At 38.8% G+C, this 21166-nt stretch carries 17 protein-coding genes and 1 pseudogene; 4 read left to right on the forward strand and 14 right to left on the reverse strand.

Translation table 11 applies throughout. The features are described 5' to 3' along the window. Position 1 precedes the first annotated feature (1 nt). The 8 genes from BCU57_RS10620 to BCU57_RS10655 all read right to left on the reverse strand — a co-directional run bounded on the left by BCU57_RS10620 (position 2) and on the right by BCU57_RS10655 (position 9934). Positions 2 to 1432 (reverse strand): lipopolysaccharide biosynthesis protein, encoded by a 1431-nt coding sequence (locus BCU57_RS10620; RefSeq protein ID WP_102440722.1) that lies wholly within the window; start codon positions 1430 to 1432, stop codon positions 2 to 4. Next, positions 1432 to 2337 carry a glucose-1-phosphate thymidylyltransferase RfbA gene (rfbA, locus tag BCU57_RS10625; protein ID WP_102440723.1) on the reverse strand — a complete coding sequence of 302 codons (906 nt, stop codon included), beginning with the start codon at positions 2335 to 2337 and terminating at the stop codon, positions 1432 to 1434. The genes BCU57_RS10620 and rfbA overlap by 1 nt, the downstream gene beginning before the upstream one ends. Positions 2338 to 2347: 10 nt before the next feature. Continuing rightward, entirely contained in the window at positions 2348 to 3436 is a 1089-nt protein-coding gene (gene rfbB / locus BCU57_RS10630; protein WP_102440724.1) for a dTDP-glucose 4,6-dehydratase, read from the reverse strand. Continuing rightward, on the reverse strand, positions 3436 to 4701 hold the full coding sequence (gene wecC / locus BCU57_RS10635) for a UDP-N-acetyl-D-mannosamine dehydrogenase (RefSeq protein WP_102440725.1): 1266 nt from the start codon (positions 4699 to 4701) through the stop codon (positions 3436 to 3438). Before wecC ends, rfbB begins: the two co-directional genes overlap by 1 nt. Positions 4702 to 4716: 15 nt before the next feature. After that, on the reverse strand, positions 4717 to 5841 hold the full coding sequence (gene wecB, locus BCU57_RS10640) for a non-hydrolyzing UDP-N-acetylglucosamine 2-epimerase (protein WP_102440726.1): 1125 nt from the start codon (positions 5839 to 5841) through the stop codon (positions 4717 to 4719). Positions 5842 to 6063: 222 nt separating this feature from the next. Further along, the gene (locus BCU57_RS10645; protein ID WP_102440727.1) at positions 6064 to 8217 is read right to left on the reverse strand and encodes a polysaccharide biosynthesis tyrosine autokinase; all 2154 of its coding nucleotides are present in this window, start codon (positions 8215 to 8217) and stop codon (positions 6064 to 6066) included. A gap of 116 nt (positions 8218 to 8333) precedes the next feature. Beyond that, positions 8334 to 8777, reverse strand: coding sequence for a phosphotyrosine protein phosphatase (locus BCU57_RS10650; protein ID WP_102440728.1), 444 nt, complete (start codon positions 8775 to 8777; stop codon positions 8334 to 8336). 35 nt (positions 8778 to 8812) lie between these two features. Beyond that, complete coding sequence (locus tag BCU57_RS10655) at positions 8813 to 9934, reverse strand: polysaccharide export protein (RefSeq protein WP_102440729.1); 1122 nt, start codon at positions 9932 to 9934, stop codon at positions 8813 to 8815. Between the two features lie 700 nt (positions 9935 to 10634). Here BCU57_RS10655 and BCU57_RS10660 point away from each other — a divergent pair. Continuing rightward, positions 10635 to 11017 (forward strand): annotated as a pseudogene (locus BCU57_RS10660) (transposase); the annotation flags it as partial. 17 nt (positions 11018 to 11034) lie between these two features. On the opposite strand, the gene BCU57_RS10665 reads toward BCU57_RS10660, so the two are convergent. The 5 genes from BCU57_RS10665 to BCU57_RS10685 all read right to left on the reverse strand — a co-directional run bounded on the left by BCU57_RS10665 (position 11035) and on the right by BCU57_RS10685 (position 17974). Continuing rightward, the gene (locus BCU57_RS10665) at positions 11035 to 12246 is read right to left on the reverse strand and encodes an IS256 family transposase (protein WP_413211429.1); all 1212 of its coding nucleotides are present in this window, start codon (positions 12244 to 12246) and stop codon (positions 11035 to 11037) included. A 142-nt stretch (positions 12247 to 12388) separates the two neighbouring features. Continuing rightward, a complete protein-coding gene (locus BCU57_RS10670) occupies positions 12389 to 13363 on the reverse strand; it encodes a Wzz/FepE/Etk N-terminal domain-containing protein (protein WP_102440611.1) in 975 nt (324 codons plus the stop codon). Positions 13364 to 13478: 115 nt separating this feature from the next. After that, positions 13479 to 16235 (reverse strand): SLBB domain-containing protein, encoded by a 2757-nt coding sequence (locus tag BCU57_RS10675; RefSeq protein WP_198589991.1) that lies wholly within the window; start codon positions 16233 to 16235, stop codon positions 13479 to 13481. Between the two features lie 421 nt (positions 16236 to 16656). After that, a complete protein-coding gene (rfaH, locus tag BCU57_RS10680) occupies positions 16657 to 17148 on the reverse strand; it encodes a transcription/translation regulatory transformer protein RfaH (protein ID WP_102440613.1) in 492 nt (163 codons plus the stop codon). Positions 17149 to 17413: 265 nt separating this feature from the next. Then, entirely contained in the window at positions 17414 to 17974 is a 561-nt protein-coding gene (locus tag BCU57_RS10685; RefSeq protein ID WP_102440614.1) for a DUF4136 domain-containing protein, read from the reverse strand. A gap of 389 nt (positions 17975 to 18363) precedes the next feature. Between BCU57_RS10685 and yciH the strand changes: the two genes are divergently transcribed. The 3 genes from yciH (at position 18364) to ruvX (ending at position 19952) form a co-directional block, all read left to right on the forward strand. Next, the gene (gene yciH, locus BCU57_RS10690) at positions 18364 to 18693 is read left to right on the forward strand and encodes a stress response translation initiation inhibitor YciH (protein WP_102440615.1); all 330 of its coding nucleotides are present in this window, start codon (positions 18364 to 18366) and stop codon (positions 18691 to 18693) included. 147 nt (positions 18694 to 18840) lie between these two features. After that, positions 18841 to 19401 (forward strand): YqgE/AlgH family protein, encoded by a 561-nt coding sequence (locus tag BCU57_RS10695; RefSeq protein ID WP_102440616.1) that lies wholly within the window; start codon positions 18841 to 18843, stop codon positions 19399 to 19401. A 128-nt stretch (positions 19402 to 19529) separates the two neighbouring features. After that, positions 19530 to 19952, forward strand: a complete 423-nt coding sequence (gene ruvX / locus BCU57_RS10700) for a Holliday junction resolvase RuvX (RefSeq protein ID WP_102440617.1) — start codon at positions 19530 to 19532, stop codon at positions 19950 to 19952. Positions 19953 to 20021: 69 nt separating this feature from the next. Here the strand turns inward: ruvX and hemH are convergent, their stop codons facing one another. Then, positions 20022 to 21035: a ferrochelatase gene (gene hemH, locus BCU57_RS10705; protein WP_102440618.1), complete on the reverse strand. Its 1014-nt coding sequence runs from the start codon at positions 21033 to 21035 to the stop codon at positions 20022 to 20024. Between the last annotated feature and the right edge of the window lie 131 nt (positions 21036 to 21166).

Here is a 21166-nt window from a genome sequence, read left to right on the forward strand (position 1 = left end):
TTTATGCCCCTCTTAATAATTTTTTTGTCTCAAGGACTAGTGATTTTTGTAGTATGAACATCAATGTAGCATAGCAAGTTAACGCTACGGTTAGCATTAAAATAATACTTGCTATGTTTGAGCTGAATTCTGAACCCACTACATAACCAACCGTTGCTGATATTAGGGTAATAATAGCTATGGGTAATAAAGCTGCAAGTTGATTTAGTTGTGAAACACTAGATAATTGCCCTGCGTAATACGTGTTTACTATTAAGGCTAAATATGATGTAACTACCATACCAATACACATTTCAACAATTCCCATTGGGACCGTTATAACTAAAGAAATTGTAATAATTGCCTTTTTTATTATTTCTAGTTTTAAAAATAAGTCTGAACGGCCTTTAACTTGCAACATGTTTAAGTTAATTGCATGAATAGGATATAATGCAAGTGCCATTGTTAATATGCTAATAAGCTGTGCACTGTCCTGCCATTGTTCACCTAGTAATATCGCTATTAATGGCTTTGCTATGATACAAATACCAAACATAATTGGAAAAATAAGCATTGTCGCAATTTTCAAGGTTAACAAATATGCTTTATCCAACTGATTAGTATCACCCTGCATATTACTTAACATTGGATAGGTTACCTTTTGAATAACCCCTGTTATCATTGTTGCAGGCATCGTAGAAAGTGAATTGGCTTGGTTGAATATGCCTAATTGAGCCGCACTAAATTGCTTACCAATAATCAAACCATATAGATTGTTATAAATGGTATCAAGTAAACCAGCGGCAAGTAATTTAGACCCAAACCCGAATAACTCTTTAAACGCCTGTTTGCAAAATTTCTCTACCGGTTTCCATGGTGACAACAGGTTAAGCATAGCAACACTAATAATTGCATTCGTAAGTTGTTGGAATACAAGTGACCATACGCCATAACCGTTGAATGCCATGATTAAACCAACCGTACCGCTGCATACAAGGGCAACTACATTAGCTTTTGCTTGACTTTTAAAATTAATTTCTACCGTAAGCTTAGTTCTCGGAATAACTGCAAGCGTCTGAATAATAATGACTAATGCAATAACTCGAGTTAATAATGTTAATTCAGGTTGTTCATAAAAATCAGCTATTAATGGTGCACAAAAGAACAAGAGCAGATAACAGATAATGGATACTGCAAATGAGAAATAGAATGTCGTTGAGTAATCCTTTTCATTTCTATCTACTTTTCGTATTAACGCTGAGTTAAAACCACTGTTAACAAACACTGCTGCAATAGCGATGAAGATAGTCAGCATTGCTACTAAGCCATAAGCAGAGGGCCCTAAAAGGTTGGCAAGGGTTAAACTAATTACCAAACCAATAGCTTGATTACCAAAACTGTCTAAGGCGCTCCAAATAAAACCTGATTTTATTTGCTGGCTGCTGTGTCCCATTACTTAGTAACTAACTCTAATAAGTACTGCCCATATTCATTTTTAGACATAGGCTTGGCTAAATTAAGCACATCATCTTTAGTTAGCCAACCATTGCGCCATGCAATCTCTTCTAAGCAAGCGATTTTTAATCCTTGAACATGCTGTATTGTTTGAACAAAATTTGATGCCTCATGAAGGCTTTCATGTGTCCCAGTATCAAGCCAAGCAAAGCCGCGACCTAATAATTCAACACTTAATGCATTTTCTTCTAAATACATTTGGTTGATGCTAGTGATCTCAAGCTCACCACGATGGGATAGTTCTACTTTTTTGGCTTTTTCTACAACACTATTATCATAGAAATATAAACCTGTCACAGCATAGTTAGATTTAGGTTTAATCGGTTTTTCTTCTATAGATAATGCTTTAAGATCACGATCAAACTCGACCACACCAAAGCGCTCAGGATCTTTAACATGATAGCCAAAAACCGTTGCCCCGACTTCTCGTTTACTTGCCTCAGCTAAGGTTTCGGGGAAACCTTGACCATAAAAAATATTATCGCCAAGTACTAAGCAAACTTTACTATCACCGATAAACTCTTCGCCGATTAAAAATGCTTGTGCTAAGCCTTCTGGTTTCGGTTGTATGGCATAATCGATTGAAATGCCGAAGTCTGAACCATCGCCTAATATACGAATAAAACCAGCTTGATCCTCCGGAGTTGTAATAATTAAGACTTCTTTAATTCCAGCTAGCATTAGTGTCGATAATGGGTAATACACCATTGGCTTATCGTACAATGGTAATAACTGTTTAGATACACCGCGTGTTAGAGGATACAGCCTGGTTCCACTCCCGCCCGCGAGTATGATACCTTTCGTATTAGTTGTACTGACTTTATTTTTTGAAAATGATGGCATAATTAACCTCTTAAACACCTAAACGTTCACGCTGATATGAACCGTCTTGTACATTGCTACACCACTCTGAATTATCCAGATACCATTGAACTGTTTTTTGTAAACCCGTTTCAAAAGTCTCTAGGGGCGTCCAACCTAGTTCACGTTGCATTTTGCTTGAGTCGATTGCATAACGACGATCATGACCTGGGCGATCTTGTACATAGGTTATTTGTTCACTATATGGCGTTTCTTTTGGCACCAAGGTATCTAAAATATTACAAATCGTTTGAACCACTTCGATGTTTTTCTTTTCATTGTGGCCACCTATGTTATAGGTTTCGCCTACTTTGCCTTCTGTAACAACTTTATACAGCGCTCGAGCATGATCTTCTACATACAGCCAGTCACGAATTTGATCGCCTCTCCCGTAAATAGGGAGGCCTTTCTCCTCAAGTGCGTTTAGAATAACTAACGGGATCAACTTTTCAGGGAAATGATATGGACCGTAGTTGTTAGAGCAATTGGTCACGATCGTTGGCAAACCATAAGTTCGCAGCCATGCGCGAACTAGGTGATCGCTAGATGCTTTTGAAGCCGAATATGGGCTTGATGGTTCATATGAGCTAGTTTCCAAAAACATTGGCAGCTTTTCATTCACTGAAGGTTCCGTACCTTCCTCAATATCATCAGGGTGCGGCAAGTCGCCATATACTTCATCTGTAGAGATATGGTGGAAACGAAATGCAGCTTTACGTTCACCTTCTAATGAATTCCAGTAGTTACGCGCCGCTTCAAGCAAGATATATGTACCCACAATATTCGTTTGAATAAATTCTGCAGGGCCGGTAATAGAACGATCAACATGAGATTCAGCTGCAAGATGCATGATTGCATCAGGTTTATGCTCCACAAAAACTCTATCTAATTCTGCTCGATCACAAATATCCACTTTTTCGAATGCATAGCGCTGACTGTCCTGAACTTGTACTAGCGATTCAAGGTTTCCAGCATAAGTTAGCTTATCAACATTAACGACTGAATCTTGGGTATTATCTATGATATGGCGAACAACCGCAGAACCAATAAACCCTGCACCCCCAGTTACAAGAATTTTCACTACCAAATACCTTTTGTATCAATTAAAAGACCTTGTTGTGGTTTAGATTCTTTGAACTGTTTATGATCAACAAGCATGACATGAATATTTGCACTATCGAATGCCACTTGAGTAGATACAAGCTCAATTCCATTGGGCGATTTAGTTAGTGCTTCGATATTTGGTTCTACGGCCCAAATCGATCCTGTATGCATTTCTCTAATTTGCTTGGTTATACTCAAAGCTGGACTTTCACGTAAATCATCAATATCCGGTTTAAAAGCCAAGCCGTAACAAGCAATTGTCACATCCTTAGCTGTTTTAGTTGGATTAGCTTGTAAATAATCTGCAATAGCTAGCTTAACTTTATTAATAACCCATTCAGGTTTTGAATCATTCACTTTACGAGCAGTGTGTATCAATTGGGCTTCATTTGGTGTTTTAGATACTATAAACCAAGGATCTACCGCAATACAGTGGCCACCGACACCTGGACCTGGTTGTAAAATATTGATACGTGGGTGACGATTGGCTAAAGAGATCAATTCCCATACGTTGATGTCTAATTTGTCACAAATTACTGATAACTCATTGGCAAACGCAATCTGAACATCTCTACAACTATTCTCTGTCAGTTTGGCCATTTCTGCGGTACGAGCATTGGTAATAACACAATCACCTTGAACAAATGTTTTATATAGTTCAACAGAACGATCTGAACAGCTAGTTGACATACCACCAATAACACGGTCGTTTTCTACTAATTCACGCACAACATGACCAGGTAACACTCGCTCTGGGCAATGTGCAACATTCACATCTGCATTATCACCTGCTAATTGAGGAAAAGTTAAGTCTGGTCGAGCAGCAGAAAGCCACTCTGCAACCTGCTCAGTGGCGCCAACTGGAGATGTTGACTCTAGAATGACTAAATCACCTTTTTTCAATACAGGCGCTATACCATTACAAGCAGATTCAATGTAACTTAAATCTGGTTCTGGAATGGCACCTTCAGCGCAAGGCTTAAATGGTGTTGGTACAGCGATTAAAAAAGCATCCGCAGGCTCTGGTTTAGTCACGGCCTTTAAATAACCTTCAGTAACAGCCGCATGTACGATCATATCCAAATCAGGCTCAACAATATGAATTTTACCTTGATTGATTGTATCTACTGCATGTTGATTAACATCAACACCAATGACTTTCTTTTTGCGGGATGCAAACATAGCCGCAGTTGGTAATCCAATATAACCAAGACCGATTACTGAAATTGTTTCAAATGACATCTTACTTTCCTAATCTTATTTAACTAATTCGTTTAAAATTCTTTGGCAAGCCTCACCATCACCATATGGATTATGTGCGAAACTCATTTCTTTATAGGCTAACTCACTCGTAAGTAACTCATGCAAGTTAGATACAATTACGTCTACATCGGTGCCGACTAATTTAACTGTTCCCGCTTCTACAGCTTCTGGTCGTTCTGTTGTATCACGCATCACTAATACAGGCTTTCCTAGAGATGGTGCTTCCTCCTGAATACCACCAGAGTCCGTTAAGATAATATGTGCACGACTCATCAAGTAAATGAAAGGTAAATACTGCTGAGGCTCAATCAAATGAATATTTGAAACATCGCCTAAGATACGATTTACAGGCTCACGTACATTAGGGTTTAAATGCATTGGGTATAATATTTGGGATTCTGGGTGTGCTTTGGCTGTAATTGCAAGTGCTTCACAAATTCGTTCAAACCCACCACCAAAACTCTCCCTTCGATGACCTGTCACTAAAATCAATTTTTTAGATTCATCTAAAATTGGAAATTGATTTTTTAGTGCCGTGTTTAAATCTTCATCATTTTCAATTTTATCTTTAACCATCAATAAAGCATCGATAACGGTATTGCCCGTTACAATTATATTTGCTGGGTCAAAGTTTTCTTTAAGAAGGTTTTCTTTTGATGTTTCTGTTGGTGCGAAGTGATATTTAGTGAGTACACCTGTTAAACGACGGTTTGCTTCTTCTGGCCAAGGAGAATAAATATTACCTGTACGAAGCCCCGCTTCGACATGCCCTACTTCAATTTGTTCGTAATAAGCAGCTAGGCTTGCTGCAAAAGTTGTGGCTGTATCACCATGTACTAGCACCACATCAGGTTTAAAATCCTGTAAAACCGGTTTTAACTCTTGTACAATTCTTGATGTTACGTCATTTAATGTTTGACCTGCCTTCATTAAATTCAAATCATAATCTGGTGTTATTTCAAATAACTCTAATACTTGGTCAAGCATTTCCCTGTGCTGTGCTGTAACACAACACTTTGCTTCAAATCGTTCATCAGATGCTAAAGCGTGAACCAAAGGTGCCATTTTAATTGCTTCTGGTCTCGTACCAAAAACAGTAAGAACTTTCTTTTTCTTCATTACTTTCTGACCTAATATTGAACAATTTCTAGAACTAGAAATTGAATTATTGCACATATTCAACTCAGCCTTTAAAACCAAGCTGAGACACTTTTTATTCATTTTGAGACAGCGGCATTACCGCTATCCCCTATAAAACCTCGGTTTTACTGTTTTCTTGAAAACAGTCCCAATAGGCTCTTTTTTTTTCTTAAAATATTTTATTACCGAAAAATTCATAACTTACTTATAGCTATAATTGTAGTAGCCGTAGTTGTTATATCCTGAACCGGTTTTTTCAACCATATTAAGAATGCTACCAGCGACTTTAATACCGTCATTGTTAAAACGGTTATTGGCGACTTCAATTTCTTTGACTGAATTACCATCATATTTAATGACTATTAATGTCGTGCCTGATTGACTGGCAATAATTGAAGCATCGGTAACCGCTAAAATAGGTGGTGTATCCACAATTACAAAGTCGTAATTATCATTAGCCCAGTTTAAAAACTCAGTAAAGCGATTATGCATTAACAACTCTGATGGATTTGGCGGTATTAGCCCTCGCGTTACCACATCAAGGTTCTCAATCACATTTCTATCAATGACTTGCTCAATTGGTAACTTACCTGATAGGTATTCAGACAAGCCATTTTCGTATTTAATACCAAAGTGGCGCTGCATATAGCCCTTTCGCATATCGGCATCGACCACTAGTACTTTTTGGCCTGACTGGGCAATAATTGCCGCTAAGTTGGCAGATACAAATGACTTGCCAATACTCGGTGACGGGCCTGAAATTGAAATGATATTGTTTTTAGCTTCCATCATCGCAAAGTGTAGGCTAGTACGTAAGCCACGTAGTGCCTCAATGCTTAAATCTTCAGGGTTAGAGTAAGCGAGTAAGTTTTCTTCTAAGCCTTGTCTTGGGCCTTTCTTCATTTTGCTATTTCTAATATCACGCTTTGCTTGAATGTCTGATTTAGGCACTGTGGCATAAACCGCTAAGCCTAATGCTTCAATGTCATCGGGTGATTTAACACCGCGATTAAAGGCAGCTTTTACCAACACGCCAGCAATTGATAGCATAGCTCCTAGCATAGTGGCTAACACTACAATTAATGGTTTTTTAGGTTTGATAGGTAATAATGCAGATTGTGCATTATCCAAAATACGCACGTTACCCACCGTACCTGCTTTTAAGATATTCAACTCTTGTACTTTATTGAGTAACTGAATATAAATTTGCTGATTAACCTCAACATCACGAGTCATACGTAATACTTCACGCTGGGTTTTAGGTAGTTCTTGTATTTGACGATTTAAGCGTTCGCGCTCGCCTTCTAAGGTCAGTCGTTTATCAAGCAACGACAGGTAAGCGGGATGTTCTTTGGTAAATCTTTGGCTAATTTCGCTTTCTTTGAATGTTAGCTCGTTCATTTGTGCTTCAAGCTCAACCATTACTTTTAAAATTGATTGTGCTTCTAAGCCTAAATCAATTGAGTCGTTGTCTTGTCTAAATCCGTTTAACGTGTCTTCAGCGACGGTTAATTCACCTTTAATACCGGGTAAATGCTCATTCAAGAAAGTTAAGCTTTTTTCAGCCTCTGCAGAGTTACGGGCAATATTTTGTAAAAAATATCGCTGACTAATGTCATTTAAAATAGCTTCAATTTGGGCTCTGTCTTCACCGCTGTAAGATAATGATAAAATGCCACTTTGGTTACCACGTTCAGAAATCGCAAGATTACTGTTTAACTCTTGGATAACTTGCAAGCGATTACGCAGTGACAAAGTGAATTCATCTCCGCCTTTAGCTGATAAGTCACGGACAAATAATTTAAACCCATTATTTTCAGCTAGCTCACCAATAACGCCTGATAGCACTTTTTCTTGCAGTTCATCAAATACGTCATAAGCTTTATTATCAGCAGTGATTTTAACGATAAAGCTAGTACCTTGATGACTGCCTGGTATTTCAAAGCGTGCCACATTGATGCTATGTTGCTCACTGGTTAGTCTTGCTAAACCTTTGCCTATTACCGGTAAGTAGTTAGGCGTCGCATTAACGGTTAAGTTTAATTTATCAACCGTTTCACCAATAATCATCCGTGATTTAATAATCTCAATTTCAGTAGTTGCTGATGACTCTGAAGAAAACATATCCCCCATGTCACCCACTAACGCCGACATACCACTTTGCTTTTGTTCAACCTGTAATAACGCATCGGCTTTATAGATAGGTGTTGCTAACAACGCATAGACAATACCCAATAATGCAAAAACACCCGTAACCAAAATAATGGTCCATTTTGCACTTAGTAAGATATGCAATAATTTACCTAAATCTATTTCATCGTCGCTTTGTGGTTTACGGTTTTCGTTTGAACTCATTTTACAACCCTAATTTAATACTGACAGTACGGCGGACATTGAATATGTCGTCAGATGAAGTTTTTCAATCATTAGCTGGGGCTAATTTTTAGATGGGACAGTTTTCAGTTTTAATGCTATTTCAATTTCGTTGCCCAACCTTGGGCTGCTATATCAATGGCTTTAAACACTATTTCAAACAATTCTTTACTTTGCCTGTAAGGGTCTGGAATATCTTTTTGATTTTGCCAATGGCCAAATAACATGGTTTTACCTCTCGCCTCAGGTATCATGTCTGTTACTGCACGAATATGCCCTTTTTCCATCACCAGTATTAAATCATACTGCTGTGCAAGCTCTCGCGTTAACTGTTGTGACTGATGAGTAGATAAATCAAGGTCATAATTTTTAGCAATCTCGATTGCTGTTGCATCTGCAGGTTTACCCACTAGCTCACTTTTAAGTGACGCGATGCCAGCTGACGCCACGGTTTTATTGGGTAATAACTTTTTAAGTGCGGCTTCACCGGTTGGTGACCGACAAATGTTGCCAACACACACCACTAAGATTTTTTCAAACATAATTATTTATATCCATCGTTAGAGTGGTTAGGCCATTACCATGACCGTACGCGGTTAACACCTTCAGTTAGATCATTAAAGCCAGATATTGTTGGAATTAAAGTACTTATAACCCGATTCCAGCGGCTTATTGGCGCTGCTGTTACATAGACAATATCGTAAGGCTGTAAATCAAACTCTGTACCTAGGGCAAGTGAGGTAGCCTCAGTAACATCTAATTGATAAACATTGGCCATAGCGCCGTCATCAGAATCTGGTGTGCTGCGTATAACAAACACCCCTGTCGCATCAGCTTGGTATTCGTTTATACCACCCACTTCAGCTAATGCTTCGGTTAAGCTCATGCCCACACGTTCAATTTTAAGCATTTTCGGGTCGTTAACTTCGCCCAATACAAAAACTTTTTGATTGTCATCACGTGGTATATGTAAAATATCACCTTCACGCAGCAAACGGTTTTGCGTTAAGTCGCCTTGCTGCATTAATGCATAAAGCGATATTTGTTCTGTAGTGCCATTACGGGTTAACGATGCCTCAGCCCATGCAGCATTATCAGTAATACCACCTGATTGGTTAACGGCATCTAATAAGGTTAACGGAATATTGGTTACTGGCAGTACGCCGGATTTGTTCACTTCACCGGTGATGTAGACTTTTTGAGAACGAAATGCCGCCAAATTAACATCGACTTGCGGCGATTCAATAAACTTAGTTAATTTGTCAGTAATGTCTGCACGCACTTCACGTACTGTTTTCCCCTGGACTTTAACTATGCCTATATAAGGGTAAAATATTGTGCCGTCAGCATGTACCCAGTTACCTGATTCAGCTGAACTACGGTATGACCCCGCTGGAATAGTCAGTTCAGGATGGTCCCAAATAGTAATATTGAGTACATCACCTACCCCGACTCGGTATTCATACTGTTGAATTTCAGTATCAAGTAAGTCGTTTGACTGAGACGTGATTTCTTTTTGTTTGAATTGCGCAATGGTACCCGGTAGTAAAGGATAAACATTCACTTTTGCTTCTAGGTTGTCTTGTGATTGATTGCTTTCATCGTCATCAACTGAAATGTGGCTACCGGGGATCGCACAACCACTCAATAAAACAGTTAATAGTAGTGTTTTTATGATTGTTTTATTTGAGGGATACATATTTTTCTCGTTGGGGGGTATTGGTTTCAACAGTTACGAATTTGAAAGGTAGACAAACTCAATCTAAATGCATTGTAAATTAATGGCGAAAATCTGGATGTTATAACGGGAAGGTCATTTTTTATTTTATGATTATATAGATAAAACTTCTGACCTACATTAAACCAGTGAGCTTTTGTTTAAGACAAGCTACCGCCCTTGGATTGCGGCTTCCAAAGCGCCTTAAAAAAGTAAAATTTTATGCCTCACAAATATTGCACGCTATAATACAGACTAGGAGTGAGCTTTCACACCCTTTTTATATCAAATGACTAATAATGCTTTAAAGCTCACATTTTTGCTAAATATAAAAAATGCAACAATATAGATTATTACAAACTACAAATCAACATATTACGGCATTTAATTAACAATTTTAGCTGTCATTTTTTCATATTTATTCATCAATAAGCGTTTAAAAAGGCGCCAATATGTCAAAAAATAGTCTTAAGGCTTATTTCTGTATATAAATCAATTACCCTCTTAAGAGTACTCCTCTATTTAGTTAAGTAATCACGTGTTAAATACGCTTTAATAGATTGGTACTTCATTGTGTCTCTCCAAAATTTTGAGGAACACAATCCCTAGAGGGTGTGTTCTGGTCTAATTCCATCGAACACTTAATTTTGAGACAGTATGGTCAATAAATTAAGAGGTCTATATGAGTCAAAAAAAATCACATAAGAGTTATCCGCAAGCATATAAAGATGAAGCCGTCTTGATGGTGCTAGAGCAAGGTTATAGCGTTGCTGATGCAGCAAAGTCTCTTGGGGTTAGCACCAGTTTGCTTTACAACTGGAAGGAAAAATACCAAGCCCTACAACAAGGTATCGCTTTAGAAGAGTCAGAACGTGATGAGTTGAAGAGATTGCGTAGAGAAAACAAAGAATTACGCATGGAGAAAGAAATCCTAAAAATACCCAAGGGGCACACCGAGGCAAGTGCCTTCTTTGCGAGAGAAATGAAGTAAAATTTCGCTTCATCAAACAGCAATCAAACCTGTTTCCTGTAGCACTGTTATGTCGAGTAAGAGGGTGTAACAGATTCTGTGTAACTGCAATTTAGTTAATATGCTTCACAATTCTGTCTTCGAACTCAATAATAAATCGGCTCATCGCAGTACGCCAGTTTCGGATGGGCATGGTCCATTTTTTACTGGCTTCTTTTATCGCAAGGTAAATCATTTTCTTGGCCGAGTCATCATTAGGAAATACCTTACGTTTTTTCAACGCTCGTCTAATCACGCTATTTAACGACTCTATAGCATTGGTTGTGTAAATGGCCTTACGAATATCCTGAGGATAATTGAAAAACGTATTTAAGTTGTGCCAATGATTATGCCATGACTTGCTGATTTGGGGGTATTGCTCATCCCAGGTATCGCTGAAACGGTCTAATTCAAGTAAAGCTTCCTCCTCCGTTGTTGATTGGTAGATGCTTTTAAGGTCCGCAGTGACTGCCTTGTAGTCTTTCCACGATACGTACTTTAATGAATTTCTGACCATATGTACGATACAGAGCTGTACATGAGTATCTGGATAAACGGTATTGATAGCATCAGGGAAGCCTTTTAAGCCATCAACACAAGCGATGAGAATATCCTCAACGCCTCGTTGCTGTAGTTCAGTGAGGACACCTAACCAAAATTTAGCCCCTTCATTTTCAGCTATCCAAAGCCCCATTAGCTCTTTGTGACCTTCAAGGTTAATGCCTAACGCTAAGAAAATAGATTTGTTAATAACGCGCTTATCCTGACGGATTTTTACGACGATACAATCAAGGTAAACGATTGGGTAAATGGCATCTAAAGGTCGACTTTGCCATTCAATAACTTGCTCTAGAACGGCGTTGGTAACGCGAGAAACTAACGTGGGTGATATCTCTGCGCCGTACCATTCATCAAAGGCTTGAACGATATCACGAGTACTCATGCCTTGAGCGTAGAGCCACAATATTTTATCGTCCATAGAGGTAAATCTGGACTGGTGTTTTTTAACTAACTGAGGTTCGAAACTGCCTTCACGGTCTCGCGGCGTATCAAGCTCAAATTGACCATCTTCAGTTTGAATGCGCTTGCTGGTTTTACCGTTACGGCTATTAGCAGAAGTCGATTTATGGTGTTTCTCATAGCCCAGGTGGTCATCCATTTCGGCATTAAGAGCGGCTTCGACCGCTATCTTTTTGAGCATCTGACTGAATTGGTTTAAGTCTTCTGGTGTTTTAATGCTTTTAGCAGCTTCTTTAGCAAAAGCTTCAATATCTTTTTTGTTCATGAGTATCTGCCTATCCTTGACTCTCTATAGAGTACGTGTTGATAAGCAGTTACACAAAATTAGTTACAGTCTCTCGAGTAATGAGTGTGAGTAAGTCAGACTATTACGATTGGCTCTCTTTTTTCTTTTTTCTTTTCTTTGTTTAATATTCTTTTCTAACGAAATGCCTGATTAAAACAATCATTACCGCTAACATGCCGCCTAGCATTGTGCCTAATACACAAATCAAGGCTCGTTTAGGACCTGCTTTTTCTTCTGGGACTAATGCTGGGTCAATGGTTTTAAATACGTATTCTTCACGTACTTCAGCAAACATAATAGTTTTAGTTTGCTCTTCAATTAGCTGGTAAAGTATCGTGCGAATATCTGCAACATTAGTTTGGGCTATCTGAGTTTCTAGAAATGCGGTACTGCGCTGAGCTTCTGCCACATCGCGCTGTTTCATTTCTAAGTTGATATCTTCTACTAACCATTTAACCCACTGTTGGGCAACTGATGGTGATAAATGCTCTACCGACACTTTCACCATGCCGGTTTCTTTATCACTATTAATCGCTATCACTTTACTAAACGCTTTATATGCTTCCTGCATTGAAGGCTCTGGCTTAAATGGGGCTTTAACCTCACGAATCCATTTGTTGTTTTTAACATCAAACATATCTACATCATAAGCGAGTGTATCTGAAGCCATATCCCACTTTTCCGCAGCCATGAGGTCGGCAAGAATATTATGCTTTTGAATAAACTCACTGGTAAATTGACGTGATTTAACCACTTCTATCGCCATTTGAGTTTTGTCAACACCACCGCCACCACCAAGGTTGATGCCAGCCATACTTGCAAGACCGCCAAACTGTCCAGCAAGTGCGGCTAAACCACCGCCACCTTGTTCCCCGTCTGCCGGTGAAAGTAGCGCTTCTGATTTATAAGTATTTGGTTGACTAAGTGCAAACAAAACAGAACCAACAGCGAAGACAGCAGTTACTGCAATGATCAACCATTTGCCTTTCCAAATTACTGAAAATAGCTCTCGTAAATCGATTTCATCATCTGCTACTGATTGCGGATTCGAAGTGAAATTAGCATCTGTGTAATTCTGTGGTATTTGGTTATTCATTGTTTGTTGTTACTAGATTTACAGCGATGTTTTCATTGCATTAACTCAAGCTGTAAATCTAGTCTTATCCCTATTATTAATTTGTTTTACAAGGTTCTAGGATTAAAAACTAATTTTATAATCCAGAAATCGTCGCTAAGGCAACTGCTGAGTTATAAACAATTTGAGTAACTTGGGTCCATAGAGTTAGGTTGTCTTTGTATTCAGTATCAAGCGGTACAATAACAGTATCTCCGGCACTTAAAGCGGCCTTGCTGCTAAACCAGAAGCTTTGTTTTGGCAACATTACCGAGCCATCTGCTTTAATGATATAGGTTCTATCGTCATCAGCACGTTCTCTTGGGCCACCCGACATAGATAAGTATTGGTCAAGGGTTATACCTTCTTTAAATCTATGAGTCGATGGGTGCTGTACTTCCCCCATAACAGACACGATTTGTTTCGTGGTAGGCACATACAAAATATCTTTATCTTCAAGTTGTATATCTGCTTGCTCTATTCCCACTTGAATTGCATTTAGATCTACAACTAAACGGCCAACTGCTTGAATATTTTCTAAGTCCGTAAGCATTAGCTGTGCTTCAGAGTAATTAACTACCGTGCCGTCTTTCGACACACCACGGGTTGCAATATCACGACGTAATTGGTCAGCAAGCTTCTTAATTTCAAGTTGCTCTTGTTGCTTTACTGATTCTCTAACAAAAACCGCAGCAGTAGGGAAAGCGAAGTCAGTAAACCCACCTGCGCGTTGCATAACATCGGCAAGCGTTTCGCCTCTACGAATGTTATACATCCCAGGAAATTTCACTTCACCTCGGATTTCAATCGATTTACGCTCTTGCCATTCTGGAGTTGTTAGTACGACCAACATATCACGGCCTTCTAATAACAAATCATCAGATGGAAGGTGATTTATGGCATTATTAATATTGACGTGTATATGGTTGATGTCTGAAAGCGAATCAGAATTTTCAGTTCGGGTTAATTCAGCTCTATTTGTATAAGCACCTTCAACTAAACCACCTGCAGCAACAAGTAAATCACTGACTTTTGCATTAGTTGCTAATGGGTATATACCGCCATTTTTAACTTTGCCAGAAATGGCAACTACTTGAGCTTTTTCTAAAGGGCTACTTTGCTGTGATAACTTGCTAATAATAGGAAATAACAACTCTTCACGACTCATTGAGCCACTTAATTTAATTAAGTCTCTGTCATCAAATAAATTTGATAGCATTTTACTTACTTCATCACCGATAAGTTGCTCTTCTTCATCCAATTCATTATTAGAACCCGGCAGTACCACACCACCAATTGAAGCCTGTTGCATCATTGAACTGGCATTACCGATATTCATTGATTTAAAACCGGCTTTAAATAAGTCGGAGCCAATTAATGAGTCACTGCTTAAAGATTTTATCTTTTCAGCTCTTTTTTGAACTAATTTATTTAGTTCATAGCGATTTATCGATGAATCATCATAGTTGAATAAAATGACTTTATCTCTTGGACTTAAAGCAATATTTTCTGACTGAACCTGCTGTGAGATGGCTTTACCTGGTGAAAATTGTAGTACTTCAATTTTACCGAACTTATTCACTTCACGAATGATTAATGCATAGTTCAAGTCTGCCGATATGGCTAAGTCGCCCCAAATGGTAGGTAACAGATCGTTAACTTTTTGGCCTTGATACCACTGATATTTGCCCGGCCTTACTACTGCACCAACGAGAGTGATCGCATCTTCATATTGCGTTGATGCACTTTTAACCCGAATATGATCCCCTGCTTTCGCAAGTTTTTCAGCCGCTTCTGCAGTCGTTAAGTCCACATTGACAATGTTTTTCAAACCATTGTTATTATAACGCTCAATGCTGCTACGCTTTGGGTATGCTCCAGGGTTAACACCTGCAGCCATTTTGACCACATCATCAATAGTTTCATTGCTCTTAATTTCATAAATGGCCGGACGTCTAATTTCACCGGTAATACTTACTCGTCCACCGACTGATGGAATGAAAACTACATCTCCAGAACGTAAATTAATATCTTTTGATGCATCACCTTTTAGCAGCAGATCATATAAATCAAAGCTACCAACTAACTGCCCCTGACGTTTTACTTGAATATTACGTAAACTACCTATTTCATTTACGCCACCAGCTGCAAACAGAGCTTGTGTAATGGTAGATAAACTAGAGACAGTATACGAACCAGGTTTATAGGCATCACCAGCGATAAAAATGCGAATAGAACGTAATTCACCTAGGGTAATATTTGATTCAATACCGATCATTTGTTTTTGAATTCGCTCGCCTAGATACTCGCGTAATTCAGAAAACGTTAGCCCCACAACCGATATAGGCCCCAATTCTGGGAATTGAATATTGCCATCACGACCTATTGTTAAACTGTATTCTCGGTTGTCTTTACCATAAAGCTGTACATTTAATGTATCTCCAGGACCAACCATATAATCACTGGGGACCGGAATATCTGAAATAGGCGAAAATGTCATTGGCTCGCCAGCAAACATGTCATAACCAAAAAATGTTAATTCATCTTTTTTACTATCTTCTTCAAAGTTCAGGTTATTTTTTTCGTTTTCTTTAGCACTTAATTGCTCTTTGCTACTGGTATAGCGTTCAGGCATTTCGGTTGCTTGTTGAAACTGGTTTGATTGACTTGTTTGACCAGAAAGTGCAGAAGGGTCTATGCCGTATTGTTTAGCAAGCCTTTGTTGCTCAGAGGCAGGTAAGGTTTTAAATTGCTCTATCATTTGTGGAGAGGGAGTTACAGCTTGAACTGGCACACTGGTATATAACGCAGCATTCAACGCCACTATCGCGAGTAATTTAATCTTCTGTAACACCATGACTCTCCTGAGAAAATAGCAAAATAATATTTGAGCCAATTAAACACCTAACATACAGATAACATTCATATTCTGTTAGTGTTTTTGTTATTGGTTGATTTTAATTATGATTTGTTATGTTTCAGACACGCTACCGCCCATAGATTACGGCTTCTATAGTGCCCTTCAAGTAAATGAAATTCTATTTTTTATTTAAAGTCAGCACTAGGCTACGGCGGACTTCTTTCATATTTAGTAATGTTGTAGCTAAATGCAACGACGTTCAAGTCATCACCTTTGCATAACAGCATTGCATATTACCTTATTAATTCTCGCCATGAGCCAATCAATCCTGAAAAGCTAATCACCTGCAACAAAAAACGAGTCACTAAAACAAAATGCCAACACTATCACGCTAAATTTTAACGAATGAAACTCATTAAACTTTCTTAATAGCACTACTATCTACACACATTCTTTTTTGTTGCCCCATGATATTAAACAATACAAAACAGCGTTTTTGAGCATTTTTTTCTTCAAAAATCGCTTCTAAATCTACAAAAGGACCGTCAGTAAACTGCACTTTATCACCTGCGACTAAGTCGGTTTCGACAACGGGTTTATGGACTGAAACTCTGTTTTTAATTGCTTGTATAATTCGCTCATCAATAGGTGTCATGGTTTCACTACAACCAATGATACGACTGGCGCCACGGGTTGAATGTATACGGCTCACACTGACTTCTAATGGGTCAAAGTAAATGAATAGATAGCATGGGAATAGCGGGATATCGACGAGCTTGGTTTTTCCGTGTGAGGTTTTCTCTTCCTGGATGATAGGTAAGTAACTTTCGACTTGTTGTAATGCTAAGTTTTGTTGCGCTCTAACTTCACCGCGCGGCTTACAATATAACAAATACCATGACTTCATTTTACCCTCACTTAATATCACCCGAGGTGACGTCCGTTATCACCAAGCGGGGCATTTTATCAAAGCTAGTATACTAAGTGAAAGGTTTTTAGATTTATCTAATTCATTAGCTGTAAATTGATACAAAACATCTTATTTGTATGACTTTTTAAAGCGTGCTATGACATACGTCTCTCATCACTTTCCAATAAAAGCACATAAAAAAGCCGTATCAAAATACGATACGGCTCATTTTACAGCCTAACGTGCCCATATAAAAAAGGACTTATTTTGTTTCAGGCTGTGGCGGGAAATTGATCATCACTTCTGCAATCGCAGAATTAACGATTTGCTCGCGTTCTTCTGGAGTATTTTTACTGCGGATAGTATCTGCAACACTGCCGCGCCATACTAAATTGCCGGTTTTGTTATCGATTAAATCAACAATTAAGGTGCCGACTTCGTATTCACGTACTGTGGTTTGGGTGTTCATCCCTGCTCCGCCCCAGCCACGACGACCATAATATGGGTAGTAACCAAAACTGGTATTGAAGGTGTCGACATTAATTTTTTTATCGACTTTAGTTAAGTAGTTAACCAGTAAGTCAGCTTCAGTAATGTCTGCTTTTGTTAAGCCTTTTTGCCCAAGTTCGTTGTTAACAGCATCGCGAACACGTTGGTCCATTAAGCCATCCAGATGATAACTTGCATCTTGGTTTTTCTTTTCGACCCAAGAGTAGGTTTTATATTGGTCAAATGAAACGGCTGGATCAAAATCGGTATTGGTTTTTAAGGTACTACATGCACTTAATGCTAAAACCGCTGCAGCAACAAATAACTTTTTCATAATAACTCCGAATAACAACCCAAACTGGCTGTTTCTGTATTAAATACATTTTAATGAGGCTAATAAATAGCTTACCTAGCTAAACTATAATCATCAACTGATAATATTAACAATAGTCGCTTTAGCCAGTTTTCTAAATGTTTAACAGCAAGCTTTAGCCTTAACCACCGCGAAAATGATTCTTACCTAGTGAATGGGCTTAGTTAATGAGCTTAGTTAATGCGCTTAGTGAATGGACTTAATGAGTGAGCTTAGTGAATTCACTTAGTGCTCGCCAATAAGATAACAGCTAGATTATCCGCTAGAGGGGTCGTTTGCTGCTTTAGCCAACTCAGTTAGTTTGTTAAACTGTGTGTATTGATTATTTATTTTAAAGTACAAGTGAACCTATGCGTATTGATCCTAATGTTTCTTTAGTTTATAGCACCGATGGCGGTAAAATTGCTCAAGAAAAGCCAACAGAGCAAATTCCAGTAGGTGACGGCATTGTCCGCATCCATAAAGACAGTAAAGGCCGTAAAGGAAAAGGCGTTAGTATCATTAAAGGGCTTGGGCTTGATGCTAAAGCGTTAAAAGCCTTAGCGCAAAAACTTAAAAAACAATGTGGTTGTGGGGGTACGGTAAAAGAGTTCAATATTGAAGTGCAAACTGATGACCGTGAAAAAATCAAAACCTTGCTAGAGAAAATGAACTATACGGTCAAACTCGCTGGTGGTTAAGCCTACGCTAATACTTACATTCAATATTAGTATTTGCCTAAGTCTAAGTATTAGCAATCGCCAATCAAGCTTAAATCATAACCTCGGGTTTAAGGGCATTTAAGTATGTATGTTAAATTGACATGTAGTTTTTCAAAAGGATAAATAATGGACAGTTTACAAGGTCATCTGTTAATTGCTATGCCCTCTTTAGATGAGTCTTTTTTTGAGCGTGCTGTCATTTATATTTGCGAGCATAACGATAAAGGCGCCATGGGCGTAATGATCAATCGGCCAACCAATATCGTTATTGATGAGCTGCTAGAGCAAATTGGCTTAGCTAAAAAAGTGCAATTAAGCCTACCCCTTGAAGAATCGGTAGTTTTAGGCGGCCCAGTTGATACCGACAGAGGCTTTGTATTGCATACGCCACAAACTGATTGGGTCAATAGTGAGCCCGTAAGTGAATTTTGCATGCTAACCACATCACGAGATGTGCTTAATGCCCTAGGCACTGAAGAGTCGCCAAAACAATTTATTGTCGCTCTAGGCTATGCTGGTTGGAGCAAAAACCAGTTAGAAGAAGAGTTAGCTGAAAACACCTGGTTAACTATTGAAGCCACACCCGAACTCGTTTTTAACCAAGACTATAATCAGCTTTGGACTCAAGCCACCAAACAATTAGGCTTTGATATTTGGCAAATATCATCACAAGTTGGTCACTCTTAAGCTTTTAAAACTCGCTAATACACCAATTTATGTTTATAAACGCCAAGTATTTATCTTCAATTGCTGTCAGTTAATCAATTGGCTTTGCAACTGTCGATACTCATTATTACGATTATCCAGAGAACAACATGCAATCTAAAACAGTATTAGGCTTTGATTTTGGCACCAAAAGTATCGGTGTTGCGGTTGGCCAGGAAATCACGTCAAGTGCGGCACCAATTTCGGCCATAAAAGCCAATGATGGCATCCCTAATTGGGATGAAATTGAAGCGGTACTAAAAGAGTGGCAACCTGATTTAGTCGTTGTTGGTTTACCGCTTAATATGGACGGTACCGAACAAGAGATGACTCAGCGGGCGCGAAAATTTGCCAATCGCATTAGTGGCCGCTTTGGGGTAAAAGTGGTCACTCAAGATGAGCGCCTCACCACCACAGACGCCAAAGCAAGACTATTTGAATTAGGCGGCTATAAAAAGCTCACCAAAGGCCAAGTTGATGCAGTATCTGCAGTCCTGATTATCGAAAGCTATTTCGAAAACCAGTATTCATAACTAGCTTTAAATTCTAGACACAAAAAAGGAGTCAACTGACTCCTTTTTTATTGTTCACCATTGCATTAATTAAAGATAAGGCTTCACCAGATTGGCCATCATATTGATATGCTCATCATTATCATTTAAACATTCAATGTAGCGGAATTTTTTACCACCGGCATGTTCAAATACTTCGCGGTTCTCACCTTTTATTTCTTCTAATGTTTCTAAGCAGTCTGCGCTAAATGCAGGGCAAACAACTGCGATATCGGTAATGCCTTGGCCTGGTAACGCTTCCATGGTGGCATCGGTATAAGGCTGTAACCACTTGGCTTTACCAAAACGTGATTGGAAGGTCATCACATATTCGTCTTCCGTCAAACCTAGTTTTTCGACCACTAAGCGAGTACTTTTAACGCAAAAACAATAGTAAGGATCGCCTAAATGCAGATTACGTTCTGGCATACCGTGATAAGACAACACTAGCTTTTCCGGTTTTCCATTTGCGTCAAAATCCGCTTGAATTGATTTAGCTAATGCATCAATAAAGTTAGGATCGTCATGGTAGGTATTAATAAAATGCAGCGCTGGAATATAGCGCCATTTACATAGCTCTTTGGCAATAGCATCAAAGGCTGACGCAGTGGTAGGTGCGGCATATTGAGGATAAAGCGGTAAAACAATAATCTTATCAATTCCGTCTTTGTGCATTTGCTGTAACACACTTGGGGTTGATGGGTTACCGTAACGCATGGATAAATGCACTGATGCATCGACATCGTGCTGCTTAAACAAGGCATCAAGCTTGGCCTGTTGACGTAAGCTAATATCCATTAAAGGCGAACCATCTTTGGTCCACACTTCTTTGTAAAGTGCTGCAGATTTTGCTGGGCGCACTCTTAAAATAATCCCGTGTAAGATACACATCCACACTAATTTAGGGATTTCGACTACCCGAGGATCAGATAAAAATTCTGCGAGGTAGCGACGAACGGCTGAGGCGGTAGGTTCATCAGGGGTGCCTAAATTCATTAACAGCACACCGGTTTTGCCACGGGTTTTGTGGCCGACTTCTTTACTTAATCCAGAAAATTTGAACAAGTTTGACTCCGAGAAAAGTGATTATTGATGATGCCCGATTAAATATTTATTACTTAAGGCATCATCCAATAACGGCTATTTGTCATGCTAATAATAGCCACGCAAATTTATCTGCAAGCTTATGCTTTATT

It is taken from the genome of Shewanella sp. 10N.286.48.B5 (genome assembly GCF_002874355.2).
GTDB lineage: Bacteria > Pseudomonadota > Gammaproteobacteria > Enterobacterales > Shewanellaceae > Shewanella.